Below are 12,956 nucleotides of genomic sequence, written 5' to 3' on the forward strand. Positions count from 1 at the left end.
GCTCAAGCACATGTACAAGGACGATCGCGGCGGCGTCGTGATCTACATGGGCTCGGTGCATTCGCATGAAGCGTCGCCGCTGAAGTCTGCGTACGTTGCCGCGAAGCACGCATTGCTCGGTCTTGCGCGCGTGCTCGCGAAGGAGGGCGCGAAGCACAACGTGCGTTCGCATGTGGTATGCCCCGGCTTCGTGGATACGCCGCTGGTCGAGAAGCAGATTCCGGAACAGGCTAAGGCACTCGGCATTACCGAAGCCGAAGTCGTCCGTAACGTGATGCTCGGCGGCACGGTCGACGGGATCTTCACGACCGTCGAGGACGTCGCGCAGACGGTGCTGTTCCTTTCCGCGTTCCCGAGTGCTGTGTTCACCGGGCAGTCGTTCATCGTCAGCCACGGATGGTTCATGCAGTAGCGTGAAGATCGGATACCGATCCCGCACGCCGGCCGGGTGCCGGCGTGCGACAGACCATACATAGCCGGGGATATTTTCGATGACATATCCGAAGAGAGGCGACAGGGAGTGAAGTAGACTCTCCACAGGACGCAGAAGACGCGGCAAGTCGGTAGTGTGCGGGCATCGTGACCGTATTTTCGAATGCTGTGCATGTGTCTGTGCCTGATGCAAAAGATCGTCTAGTGTCCCGAGTTAAAAATTCATTGCTTTATTTGCGTTATGTACTAACCTGGGTTGCAGGGTTCGCAAATAAGCGAGGCGATGATGAGAGGAAGACCGAAGGCGCCACTGACCTTGAGTGAAGCGGAACGTGAACAGCTCACGGCGCTGACAATGCGGCGCAAGACCGCGCAGGCGCTGGCCTTGCGCGCACGCATTGTGCTGGCCTGCGCCGAGGGCATCGACAACAAGACGGTCGCGACAAGGCAGCGTGTCACCTCGCATACGGTTTCGAAGTGGCGTTCGCGATTCATCAATCACCGCGTGGACGGGTTGCTCGATGCACCGCGCCCGGGGAGCACCGAGGACGATCGAGGACGCCCAGGTAGACGCGCTCATTGCGCGCACGCTTGAGTCCGTGCCCACGGGAGCGACCCACTGGAGCACACGCACAATGGCCCGCGAGATGGGGCTGTCGCAGACGGCCGTGACGCGAATATGGCATGCCTTCGGGCTTCAGCCACACCGGCAGGAGACCTTCAAGCTCTCCAGCGATCCATTGTTTGTGGACAAGGTGCGCGATATCGTTGGGCTGTATCTGGACCCGCCGCTCAAGGCCATGGTGTTGTGCGTGGACGAGAAGAGCCAGATCCAGGCGCTGGACCGCACCCAGCCTATGCTGCCGCTGGCCCCGGACATCCCTGAGCGACGCACGCACGACTATATGCGTCACGGCACAACCACACTGTTCGCGGCGCTGGACATCTCCACGGGCGAAGTCATTGGCGAACTGCATCGACGTCATCGCAGCAGTGAATTCCTGCAGTTCCTGCGCACCATCGAGGCCAACGTGCCACCCCAACTGGACGTGCATCTGGTGATGGACAACTACGGTACGCACAAGACCTCCTCGATCAATACCTGGCTGGCTCGCCATCCGCGTTTTCATGCGCATTTCACCCCGACCTCTGCTTCGTGGATTAACCAGGTCGAACGATGGTTTGCCACGCTCAGCGAGACATACATCCGCCGTGGCACTCATCGTTCCACCCGGCAACTCGAACAGGCTATTCGCCAATACATCCAGATCAACAACACTGATCCGAGACCTTTCAGCTGGACCAAATCGGCCGACGACATCCTCGCCAGCGTCAAGCGATTTTGTCTACGAATTTCTAACTCGGGACACTAGCCCCGCTCGTGTTCGACGAACTCGATTCCCGACGTCGACGCCCGTACCTGCACGATGGCGCGACGCCTGGCCAATGCCGCGTGTTGTCCGGGTGGCAACTCTGCATAAGCATTGTGCTAACGTCGCAAGAGGCAAACAAAATGCCTTCGGCTTAGCACAGCCTGATTAGGAAAAACTTATTTCCTGTCAAGAACCCATGACTACGCGCACCCCTGCGTCCGGAAAAACACGTGGCCCTGGTCGCCCACGTGAATTCGACATAGATGCAGCATTAGACGGCACAATTCAGATTTTCCGGGAACGCGGATATCGCGCGATGTCTCTCAGCGACCTTGGTACCGAATGAAATTGACTGCCGGCAGTATCTACAAGGCTTTTGTCGATAGCGGGCTGTCTTTCCGGCAGCGCTTGACCGTTACTCTAGGCCAGATGGTCCGACTTGCAGCGTTCGATCGACGCAGAGCAATCAGGTCGGGGAAAGGTGCGTGCGGTTTTACGGTTCCATGCCGAATCAGCTCACGGAATTGAAGGTCAGCGGGGTTGTCTGATCGTCGGAAGTGCAAACGAAGTTGCGATCTTTGATAGCAAGGTCGCCAGCCATATAACTTAAGCGATGGAGCACATTAATTTTTGAGGTGTGAGTGTCTTCGGAGTCTGGACAGCCGAGGTATTTTCTGGGTACGACTTCGATGAAGCGATGTATTCGTTGCCTCTCAAACGCTTGTTCTGGAGCAAGCACGGGTCGACTTTCTGCCGACCCGGGCAGATCTACCCGACATTTACTTACGCGCTATGAGGTTAGACACCTGCGTCGATCTCCGGTCGCGACAAGTGTGCGACCGTATTGACGAGTGTCTGGGCCGCTGCGGCTACGTGCCTGCGTCACTTTTGCGCCGGCGCAGTAGCCGTTCAGGAAATACGCCAAATGATACGCACACCGTTATGGGTCTTCTACCTGTGAACCAGCAATGCCAGACCGCTGCGACGAATTCGTCGTGCGGGAACTTGTCGTCGGTCAGCTTGAGTTTCTCCAGGCAGCGCATGTCGGCGTGGCCGGCGGCGAGCCAGTCGAGACCGTCAGTATCGGGATGCGACGGCGCGCCATCGCCCTTCGACCCAGTGATAGGCGCCGTGTCGCCATTTCCAGTGCCCTTGGACCCACACGTAGCCGACGCGAGGCGTCGGGACGATTTCGACGCGAGGCGGCGGAGGCGCGGGCGGCGCGACAATGATCGCCTGAGCAAAGCTCGTCGACGTACTGATGGCCAGAAACAGGCCCGTCGCCAGGGTGGCGACACGATTGATCTTCATGTGACTCCCGAAAAGACATCTGAGTGAATTTGGTACCCGGTATCGCACGCACTGGACTGCCGGGCACAACAAACGCTGGATGAGTGCATCAGTGCGATTGTGGACAAGGATCGACGGTCTCGTCGATCGGCGCTGAATGATTTCCGTCTCCGCAACCGGCAAGCGCAGACGCCACGCCAGACAGGCTCGCCCTTCGCATCAGGTGGCATCGCACGGGGCCGTGCGTGGCCGGCCGCAGGTCCTGCGAAGAAAGTAAGACGGAAACGTAGGCAGTGGTCGATTTCTTTCCGCAACGCCAGGCTCCTCAAAGCTCGCAGGTTCATGAGCGACATATGCAATCTGCAGGGCTGGCAGGATAGTCAGGTGTCGTTGCAATGTCTATGTCGACGCGGATTTTATGGCAATCGATGGCATCCGTATAATATATTTTCATGGGGCAGTCCATACTTAATAAATATGGATTTGACATGCTGGAGATGCATCGGACGAAGGGAGTGGAGTCATGGAATTGCGACATTTGCGTTATTTCCTCGCCGTCGCGGAGGAAGGGCAATTCACACGTGCCGCCGATCGGCTGGCCATGCAACAGCCGCCGCTTTCCCAGCAGATAAGAGTGCTTGAGGAGGAAGTCGGTTTCGATCTCTTCGTACGGTTACCGCGCGGCATTACGCTCACGCCGGCAGGCGAGGCGTTTGCGGACGACATCCGCATGTTGTTCGAGATGCTCCAGCATGCGATCGGCAAAGCAAGTCGAATCGCACGCGGCGAACTCGGTACGATCGCCATCGGACTGACGAGTTCGGCAGGCATCCATCCATTGACGAGCGCGGTCATCCGGGCCTTCCGCAAGCTCTGTCCGGAGGTGGCCGTGGAGCCGGCTGAATTCAATGCCGCCGAGATCGTCGAACGCCTGGCCAACGGCCAGCTCCAGGTCGCTTTCCTGCGCAAGCCGGTCGCGACGCGCGACGATCTGGTCTACGAGTTGCTGCAGGACGAACCGATGGTCGTTGTGCTGCCTGTTGGGCATGTGCTGCTGGAACACGCGGGCAAGCGACCACCGCAGATTCCCCTCAAGGCCCTGGCCAATGAAAATTTCATTCTGGTGCGCCGTCCCGGTGCGCCCGGCATGTATGCCGATATCCTCGACGCGTGCCGGCTGGCCGGATTCGCCCCTCAAGTGGCCCGCGAGGTGCCGAGAATGGCCGCAGGTATCAACCTGGTGGCCGCCGGCCTCGGCGTGACGCTGGTGCCGGCCTCGATGCAGCAATACGCCCATGCCGGCACCGTATATTGTGCGCTGAAACCACCCACGAAGCTTCAGGCGCCGCTGCATCTCGCCTATCCGGCGGAACTGCACAACGCCGCGGCGCGGCGTTTTATCGATCTGGCGCTCGAGCGGGCGCGCGAGTCATGAATCCGGGCAGTCGTGCATGATCCGGGGTCGTCGTCCATTCACGCGCGATTCAGGTCCGGATGCCCTGCATCCAGGCAACGACGTCATCAACCACGCGTGCTTCGATGCCGTCATAGCCGTGGGGCGACAACGATGCGCATTGGTTCGAGGATTCGGCGATGCCGCCTCTTTCAGTGATCATGGCCGTCTGCGTATGGGTCATCGAGCGCGCGATCGTCGGTGCCATCGATGGAGGGGCGACCCAGCAACGGTCGTCCTGGTTGGCCACGACTAGCGCCGGGATGTGCACATTTTCCGGGTGAGCGTCGAACACCGTCTCATGGGACGTGCCGAGTATCGAGACCGACTCGGTCAGAATCACGCCGGCAAGTTGTGATGGTTCCGCGTGTGCTGCCGCATTCATCGCGGCAATCGATCCCTGGCTCGTCCCCATCGCCCATACCGGCACATCGGCCTGCTGGTGCGCGAAGGCAATGACGGTCTGCGTGACCCGTGCATACTCGGCGCTACTGCGTTTGCCGCGCATCGATTCATGATCGATAGCGTCGACCAGCACGACGCCATACCCGCGGGCGGCCCAGAGATCGCGAGTGCGTACCAGGAAGTTCTCGGCATGCGCGATCCGGCCGTCCCGTTTGATATCCAGATTGTCGGCACCACCCGGGAACATCACCAGAATGCCGCGTATCGGAGCGGAAGGCGGTGCGTACAACACGCGCTGGAATCCTCCCTGCTCGAGCGGCAGATCGGCAACACGCACGTCTTGCAGCGCGACTGCGACACGCGCCGCTTCGCCGTCCGGTGCGTAACGGTACAGCGTTTGACTCATCGCACAGGGCGTCATGCCGGACAGTATGCAAAGACCGGCCGCGGCCAGCCCTATCCGGAAACGATTCATTCTGTTGACACTCATGGTTTGTCTTTCCTCAAAAACCGTACGCCGATTTTGCGGCGCGTTCATCGAACAGCGCACGCAATCCTTCGCGTGAGCCGAAGATGCCATCCGGATCGTGACCTACCCCCGGAATTTCCGCCAGGCGATGCCCGAACCCTGCGCGATGGCGGTTTTCCATGTATCTGGCATAGGCTTGCCCGCGAGCCAGTCTGTGATCGCCCTGAGCGCATGCCTCGCAGGAACGGTCCAATGCAGGATGCTGAGGATCGCAGTCGCGGTCGCCGAGCAGTATGGTCACGTCGCGTCCGGTATACGCGGCCTCGAATTCGGACCAGGACGGCCAGATACCGTCGATTGCCGCATAGGCCGGCAGACCCTCGAGGCCGTACTTCCATCGATTGAATGTCTGGCAACGCGCCACGTCGTATGGTGCGAAATCGCCCGACGATGTCGGCCGGAGGGTATCGAAATACAGATAGGAAGAAGGGTTCGCGACCACATAACGCAAGGCGACTCCTCCTTCGAGCAACGGTGCATCGCCACGGCACACGACGGCATATCGTTGCACCACCTGTGCGCCACCGGAATGCCCGGCAATCACCACCTCGGTCAGCGACGGAAATGCTGCGCGGCTGGCCAGTCTCGACAGCAAGGCATCGAGTACCTCGAACGAACTGATGGGGGCCGGCCCCTGTGCCTGTCCGCCGCCCATCCAGTCCGTCCATTCCCAGTGCAGCGTATCGGCCGCAAGGTGGTGTGCTGCCACGTCGGCCTGCGCCAGGAACTGGGGGACCAGCAGCAGCGTCTCTTCGGCGACGCAGCTGGCTTGTGCCGCGATGCGTCTGGCGAGGTCGAAATAGGTATCGGCATTGCGCAGACGTCCATGGAGCAGAATGACGGCGCGCTTCACGCCTGACACAGGCGCTTCCCACTCGTTGCTTGCAAACAGGGGCACGCTCCAGATGCCGCTGCCGTGATGGATCGGCAGGCGCAAGGGGGCGACGACGGCGACGGGGCGTTCGTTGGGGGCACGCTCGTCGTGCTTGTCGGAATCACGGGTCATAGGGATTGGTTCGCGGCTGAATGTCTGTTTTGCCCGGTATCGCGCACATCGGGTGCATCGAGATGCGTGCCCGTCCGCGAGGCAAACACGAGGGTCAGGGAGATCAACCCCGCAACCATCAGGTAATACGCGGGCGTGAGACTGCTCCCGCTCAAGTGCGTCAGGCCGGTGATGGTCAGCGGCGCGAGGCCGCCGAACAGGGTGACCGCGATGTTGTAGGCCAGTGCGACGCCGGACGATCGATTGCGTACCGGAAACAGAGTGGCCAGCACCCCCGGGTGCGAACCCGACATTACCGCGAGAAATACGGTCGCGACGATCTGCGCGATAAAAAGACGTTTCGGCGACGGCGCGGTTACGATGAACCAGAACAGCGGGTAGACGCAGGCCATCCATGCGATGGTGACCAGATAGAAGATTCGATACGGGCCATAGCGGTCGGCCAGCCGGCCGCTGAGCGGAAACAGGAACAGGTTCAGCACGCCCGAGACGAAAGCCCCGCGCAACGCGGCGCTGAGCGGCAAATGCAGTTGTCGCTCGACGTAGACGGCCAGATAGGAATGCCAGACGTAGTTGGTCGCCGTGCCGATGGCGATGATGCCGATCGCACAGATCACGGCGCGTCCGTTGGCGCGGAAAAACCGCGTCACGCGCGTGCGCGGCGGAAGGGCGGCATCCTTATCCTGGTCCAGCGTGCTGAACTCGGGCGACTCGGCCACATGATGGCGGATGTAAAAGCCAAGCGGTCCCGCCAGCGCGCCAAACAGAAACGGCAAACGCCATCCCCAGGCGATCAGTTCCGCGTGCGTCAGGCATGCGGTCAGCACATAGCTGACGCCGGAAGAAAGCAGCAGCGCAAACGCCTGGGCGCACATGTTGAAGCTGCCGTACAGCATTTTCTGACCGGGCGGCGCGTATTCGACCAGCATGGCGGATGCCGTGGCGAACTGCCCGCCGGCCGACAGACCCTGCAGGACGCGTGCGAGTACGACCAGTGCCGGTGCGGCCAGGCCGATGCGGGCATAGCCCGGCGCGAGGCCCATCAGCAGCGTACTGGCGGCCATTGCCACGATCAGCAAGGACAGGGCGCGGCTGCGTCCGGCCCGGTCGGCATAGATGCCGAGCAGAATGCCGCCCAACGGACGCACGACGAAACCCACGGCGAAGGTCGCGAACGTCAGCATGATCGAGACGAAGCCGCTGTTCGCCGGGAAAAATACCTGAGCGATGATTTTCGAGAAGTACCCGTAAATCAGGAAATCGAACCACTCGAGTCCGTTCCCAAGCATCGATGCAACGATTGCACGACGTACCATCGCGCGCGACGGCCGCAACGGTTCAGGGTTTGCAGCCGGAGCGCGAGGCGTAGAGGATATTTCTTTCATCGCTTGCTAAGGGGCGGGGGAAATGCGGGAGGCTTGGCATGCGGTCTAGAATCGATGGAACATGCCGAGTGTCACGCCGGTCTGGTTCGGGCCGAATGCTGTCGCATCGGTGGTGCCGACGGGGGTGTACTGGCCGTTGCCGTAGCGTGTCGCCTGCGCATAGGCGACCGTCGCATAGAGCGACGTCCGTTTCGACAGCGCGTATTGTGTGCTCAGCACGCCCATCCATGCGTTGGATGTCTTCGGTGTATCGTTTTGCTCGTAGTAGGCCGCCGCGGTCACTGTCCATTGCGGCTGAACAGGATAGCGGACATCGGCAAACCACAAAGCCTGCGCCTCCGAGGCGCTGCGCGTCGGGGTATACAGATAGTGTTCATAGCCGCCCAGCAGTTTCGCGGCGCCGATATTCTGCCGGAACGTCAGGCTGAAGTTGCGGGACTTGGTCCATGTTCCGCTCGAATTGATGGCGCCATTCCGGTAATCGTAGGCGAGCGCAGCACCGAACGATCCCCCGTCATAGTTGAGGCCGCCGCCATAGGCCGCACTGCTCTGGAACGAACCCGCGTCGTTGCCGAACGAGTACTGTCCGATTGCCGTGAGTCTGCCGAACTGGCCGACATATTTGACGGTATTGTCGTTGCGCGCGCGGAACGCGAAGTCGTCGGACGAGCCTGTGGTCGGGAACCAGGTGTACTGAGGCGCATATCCCATCGGATCGTATTGCAGCAGGATGTCGTACATCGCCGTGTACTGCAGCCCGAATGACAGAGACCCGACGCGATTGTTGCTAACCCAGACTGCAGCTGTCCGGTTGAACAGCGTGCCCGCGGTGGCCGACGTACCGTCGTTGCTGTTGAAGCCGGCTTCGAGCACGAACCAGACCGAGGTGCCGTTGCTGATCGCTTCGGTTCCGCGTACGCCGAAGCGTGAATTGTGGATGCCGCCAGAGCTCTCGCGAATCATCGAACTATCCGTGGCACTCGCATGTGTCAGATACTCACATTGACGTCGATCACACCGTAGAGCGCGACTGAACTGCCATTTCCTGACGACGATATCAGTTCCAGCGTCGGATCGACCTCGGCCTCCTGAGCGTGAGCGCCGACATACCCCGTCAAGACCAGGGCGGCCACCGCATAATGTTTGTGCGTCCGTCGTCTCCATCTTTTTTATGGATCGCCAGCACGGGCTTGCCTGGCAGGCATCGATCAATTGGCGCTCATCTTATAGATGGCTACGGCAGATGTAAAATACATATTTAATGGTGTATCCATATTTAGAGAATATGTATTTTGGACATCGCCCCAGCGGTCAGCAGAGACTATCCCACCGGATTCAAGGACGAAGCAGAGTATCGCGGGCCATTCGTGCCGGTCGCAGCGCTCGTTTTCGTGGGCGCACAACCGGGCATGTGGTGTGCCGCGCTTAAATATGTCATTGAGAAGGCGCCAGGGGCATTTGGCGTCCGTCCGCCGCACTGCGCGCCCTGTTTGAATCCGACGCCTTCCTCGCCTCTGAGCTGACAGATGTGCGCACAGACTGATGCCCGAGCCGAGGTTCGGGCGGCAGGTCATTGAAGCCGGGGAGTAGCGCCAGCCAGTGAGGCGGCGTACAAACCGGGGCTGAGCGAGCCGGCTATGCGATAAGGAGCCGGGGCGCCGGAAAGTTCCGCTCCTGATGACTGGGGAGAAGGCTTGCCACGCAGGGATCCGGCCAGGCTGCGGCGACGCTGTAGGGTCCGCGTTGCCACAGCCACGTCGAGCGTTGCGTTGTTCTCGCGCTGAACGGGGCCGCGTTCGACCAGCAGTTCGCCCTGCGGGCCAGCGATCACGAACGCCCCCGGCTTCGGCCATCTGCTGTGTCGGCCACATTACGGCCTGAGTTTCCAGGTCGACAGCCGCCGCATTGATGCACTCGATTGTGAGGACGCCGGGCCGAGGGGACCGGTAGACTGATATGGCGACTGCAACGCTGCCCTTTGACCTTGTTACCCGTCAGCGGATTTCTTGCCCGTGTCCCTGACCAATTTCACCCGTAACGTCGACGGACATTGCGGGATTACTTCTTCTGGTGTCCCAGACCCGGAACTCACGATGCTGTTGTTCGATACGCGGGGGTACAGTTTCGCGAAGGAAATCGACGAATGTCCGGATTTTCGAGTCGAGAAATTCCCGCGATGCATAGAGTGCATAGATGTTATAGGGTTGCAGGGGGGAACCGGGCAGCACCTGCACCAGACTTCCATCACGGATTCCCTGTAACGCGGTTGAGAGGGGGAGCCGTCCAATTCCCAGGCCGGCGCGAATGGCCTCGGCCAGTGCTTCGGCATCGTTGACTGTGAAGGGCGCGCGCCGGGGAGGACGGAACATGGCGCCATCCGGATCGTCGAAGACCCATGATCCGGAAAGAGCGTCCTGCACGGCAGGTGAGAGGCAGATATGCCGTTCGAGGTCGGGCGGAGACATTGGCATCCCCTGCCTGGACAGGTATTGAGGGGATGCGCACAGCACGGAACGCGTGGAGCCGAGACACTGGGAGACCATCGAGGAATCGGCGAGATGTGAAGCTGCAATGACCGAGATGTCGAATTGTTCCTCGATCAGGTCGGGAACCCGCAGTGCAAGAACAAGTTCGACCGAAACATCGGGAAACAGTTGTGTATAACGCGGAATGAGCGGTGCGAGATAGTGCTGTCCAAGGCTGGTCATGGCGTGGATGCGCAATGTGCCAGATGGCTGGTTTCGCGTACCTTCGGCTTCGGCATTGGCTATGTCGACGTGGGCGAGAATCTGCCGGCAGTGCTGCAGGTAACGTGTGCCCGTCTCGGTCAGCGAGATCTGCCGGGTTGTCCGGTTGACGAGACGGACCTTGAGTCGCGCCTCAAGGTCTGTCAGGGCACGCGATACTGCTGCCGTACTGACCGATACACGGGACGCCGCCTTCGCAAAACCGCCAGCTTCGGCGATACGGACGAACATGCGCATGCTTTCCAGTTGATCCATCGCGGATGTCCTCGTGTCAGGGTTGGCGAAGATCCGCAGTGGCGATCCGGTCGGACCCGGTGCCAGGGGGACAGTGCATACAGGAGGAACTGCTGCCCGGCCCAGTTTCCGGGTCTGGATTTGCGTCCTGGGTGGTATCGAGGATCATGTACCGTTCACACCGTCAGTCGCGTTGCCGCCTTGACACCACGCGGGGCATCTCGCGAATGCGCTGCCTGGGAGCATGACTCGTGGAAGGAGCTGTCGCATCGGGCGATGCCAGATCCCGGGCGGTAGTGCGCTCGGGCACCATGATTTGAGCGATGCCCGCGAATGCCAGCAAGGACAGGCGGACCCGGTAGTTGCCAACGAGGTAGCGTGCCCGTGCGAGCGCTGCAATCTGTCGCTCCGGGGCTGAGCGGCGAGAGGTGACAGCAAAAGGGGCAGCGATGTCTGCGGATGGCCAGATTGGGATGAGGCGCATACCAACGGTACGAAATAGACGATTCAGTCTATTTTACATAAATAGACGAATGTGTCTAGTTATGGTTAAAATGAATTCCGAGGATGCATGGTCTGAGGCGAGGCGACAGTGGAAGCGAAAGGCGGGCAGGTCCAGCAACCGGTGATTGCTGGCGGGCAGGATGCTGGTGTTCGTCTGCCGCAGCAGACGCGAGGGCGTGCGCGGGTGGAGGCGATCCTTGATGCCGCTGCGGAGATGGTTGCTGAAGAAGGTGTTGCGGGAGTCGCCATGCACGCGCTTGCGCGACGCGCGCAGACGTCAATCGGGTCTCTATACCATTTCTTCCCGGATCGGGAGTGTGTGCTGCGGGCGCTCGTGGAGCGCCATCTGGCAGCTACTGCCGGAATCAGCCGGGACCTCGTCGCAGTACCTGCGGGAGTGTGGCGGGAGTTGTCGGCTGTCGAGGCAATTGACCGACTGCTTGCGCCTTTCGCTAAGTATCTTTATCGTCATGCGGACTATTTACCGCTGATGAACGGCAGGGAGCCGTCGGAGTCCGACGCGAACTTTATTCACGCCACCCGGCATATGCTCGCCGCTCGCCTTGAGGCGGTTGGATCTGCCCAGCGCGAGCACTATGCAGCAATGGTTCATGCGATTGCCGCTGGCACCATATATGTGGCGTTCCAGACAGATCCAGGACGGATTGGTGCTTATCTCGGTGAAGTCCAGCGTGTGCTGGGGGCGTACCTCTCCGACATCGAGGCTGCTGCCAGGACGAAACCTCGCGGGCGCAAGTCTGCCTAGCGTCTTGAGGTTGGCCGTTGCAGGGGAGCAATGCAGTTTCCGGCAGAGAGGGCTGACGTTCCCGGCATCTGTCACACAGGTCCCGCATGGATAACCATCGGGGTAGTGCGTTATCCTTATAAAACGTCATGGGGCAGGTGCATCTGTGTCCAGATTAGCTTTCCGCGAGACCGGATTGCCCAGCGCCTGCGGAATGCCGTCGGTGCCGGTTCCGGGTTCCGGCTGGTGCTGGACCATGACCGTCTGCGGATTCGACAGCGGGATGCCGGCTGCCCGCAGCCGTTTGAGAATCGCGAACAGCAGGTCGCTTTTGGTGGAGTCGGTGATTCTGGGACTGTGCACATAGCCGGTGACACTCAGCGTAATGCCGGCAGGCGTCAACTGGCTGAAGCTGACCGACGGTGCGGGGTGCTCGAGAATCGACGTGTGAGCGACGTAGGCGCCTAGCAGCAGATCTCGGACCTGCTCCGGATCGATGTCCAGCGGAAAAGTCAGCGTGAGTGTCGTGACGCCCTGGTGGGTGCCGTTGCCCGTTACATTCCTCAGGTTCTGCGAGATCAGCTGGGAGTTGGGAACAATGACGGTCGAGCGGTCGGAGAGCCGTATCTCGGTGGCCCGCACGTTGATGCGCCGGATGTCTCCCTCGACGCCACTGATGCTCACCATGTCGCCGACCTTGACCGGACGCTCGGTCAGCAGGATCAATCCCGAGATGAAGTTCTTGACGATTTCCTGCAGGCCGAAGCCGATGCCGACCGACAGCGCGCTGACGATCCACGCGAGGTTGTCCCATCTCACGCCCAGGGCCGAGAGGGTGAGCAGGGCGACCAGC

Annotated in this window: 10 protein-coding genes and 1 pseudogene; 4 read left to right on the forward strand and 7 right to left on the reverse strand. The window is 60.6% G+C overall.

Annotated features, from left to right (window positions below):
* Together CY652_RS23185 and CY652_RS23190 are read left to right on the forward strand one after the other, a co-directional pair.
* The coding region (locus CY652_RS23185) for an SDR family oxidoreductase (protein ID WP_146010208.1) at positions 1 to 412 on the forward strand (412 nt) is incomplete at its 5' end.
* Positions 413 to 715: 303 nt separating this feature from the next.
* A pseudogene (locus tag CY652_RS23190) lies at positions 716 to 1,805 on the forward strand (IS630 family transposase).
* 1,077 nt (positions 1,806 to 2,882) lie between these two features.
* Here CY652_RS23190 and CY652_RS23195 read toward each other — a convergent pair.
* Complete coding sequence (locus tag CY652_RS23195; protein ID WP_102133051.1) at positions 2,883 to 3,116, reverse strand: YXWGXW repeat-containing protein; 234 nt, start codon at positions 3,114 to 3,116, stop codon at positions 2,883 to 2,885.
* A 502-nt stretch (positions 3,117 to 3,618) separates the two neighbouring features.
* Here CY652_RS23195 and CY652_RS23200 point away from each other — a divergent pair.
* Complete coding sequence (locus tag CY652_RS23200; protein WP_102133052.1) at positions 3,619 to 4,530, forward strand: LysR family transcriptional regulator; 912 nt, start codon at positions 3,619 to 3,621, stop codon at positions 4,528 to 4,530.
* A gap of 49 nt (positions 4,531 to 4,579) precedes the next feature.
* On the opposite strand, the gene CY652_RS23205 is transcribed toward CY652_RS23200, so the two are convergent.
* The 5 genes from CY652_RS23205 to CY652_RS23225 form a co-directional block, all read right to left on the reverse strand.
* Positions 4,580 to 5,443, reverse strand: a complete 864-nt coding sequence (locus CY652_RS23205; RefSeq protein WP_219723805.1) for an alpha/beta hydrolase — start codon at positions 5,441 to 5,443, stop codon at positions 4,580 to 4,582.
* Positions 5,444 to 5,456: 13 nt separating this feature from the next.
* Positions 5,457 to 6,488 (reverse strand): hypothetical protein, encoded by a 1,032-nt coding sequence (locus tag CY652_RS23210; protein WP_102133053.1) that lies wholly within the window; start codon positions 6,486 to 6,488, stop codon positions 5,457 to 5,459.
* Entirely contained in the window at positions 6,485 to 7,873 is a 1,389-nt protein-coding gene (locus tag CY652_RS23215; protein ID WP_102133054.1) for an MFS transporter, read from the reverse strand. Before CY652_RS23215 ends, CY652_RS23210 begins: the two co-directional genes overlap by 4 nt.
* 45 nt (positions 7,874 to 7,918) lie before the next feature.
* On the reverse strand, positions 7,919 to 8,836 hold the full coding sequence (locus CY652_RS23220; protein ID WP_102133055.1) for a porin: 918 nt from the start codon (positions 8,834 to 8,836) through the stop codon (positions 7,919 to 7,921).
* Between the two features lie 1,031 nt (positions 8,837 to 9,867).
* Complete coding sequence (locus CY652_RS23225; protein ID WP_102133056.1) at positions 9,868 to 10,875, reverse strand: LysR family transcriptional regulator; 1,008 nt, start codon at positions 10,873 to 10,875, stop codon at positions 9,868 to 9,870.
* A 571-nt stretch (positions 10,876 to 11,446) separates the two neighbouring features.
* Between CY652_RS23225 and CY652_RS23230 the strand changes: the two genes are divergently transcribed.
* Positions 11,447 to 12,124, forward strand: coding sequence for a TetR/AcrR family transcriptional regulator (locus CY652_RS23230; protein WP_258002432.1), 678 nt, complete (start codon positions 11,447 to 11,449; stop codon positions 12,122 to 12,124).
* Between the two features lie 126 nt (positions 12,125 to 12,250).
* Here CY652_RS23230 and CY652_RS23235 read toward each other — a convergent pair.
* Positions 12,251 to 12,956: mechanosensitive ion channel family protein (locus CY652_RS23235; RefSeq protein WP_146010209.1), on the reverse strand; the 706-nt coding region annotated here is incomplete at its 5' end.

Source organism: Burkholderia sp. WAC0059 (genome assembly GCF_002870125.1).
Classification (GTDB): domain Bacteria; phylum Pseudomonadota; class Gammaproteobacteria; order Burkholderiales; family Burkholderiaceae; genus Paraburkholderia.

Coding starts and splice junctions, on each gene's coding strand:
- CY652_RS23195 (WP_102133051.1), bottom strand. CDS start 3,116: ATGAAGATCAATCGTGTCGCCACCCTGGCGACGGGCCTGTTTCTGGCC.
- CY652_RS23200 (WP_102133052.1), top strand. CDS start 3,619: ATGGAATTGCGACATTTGCGTTATTTCCTCGCCGTCGCGGAGGAAGGG.
- CY652_RS23205 (WP_219723805.1), bottom strand. CDS start 5,443: ATGAGTGTCAACAGAATGAATCGTTTCCGGATAGGGCTGGCCGCGGCC.
- CY652_RS23210 (WP_102133053.1), bottom strand. CDS start 6,488: ATGACCCGTGATTCCGACAAGCACGACGAGCGTGCCCCCAACGAACGC.
- CY652_RS23215 (WP_102133054.1), bottom strand. CDS start 7,873: ATGAAAGAAATATCCTCTACGCCTCGCGCTCCGGCTGCAAACCCTGAA.
- CY652_RS23220 (WP_102133055.1), bottom strand. CDS start 8,836: ATGATTCGCGAGAGCTCTGGCGGCATCCACAATTCACGCTTCGGCGTA.
- CY652_RS23225 (WP_102133056.1), bottom strand. CDS start 10,875: ATGGATCAACTGGAAAGCATGCGCATGTTCGTCCGTATCGCCGAAGCT.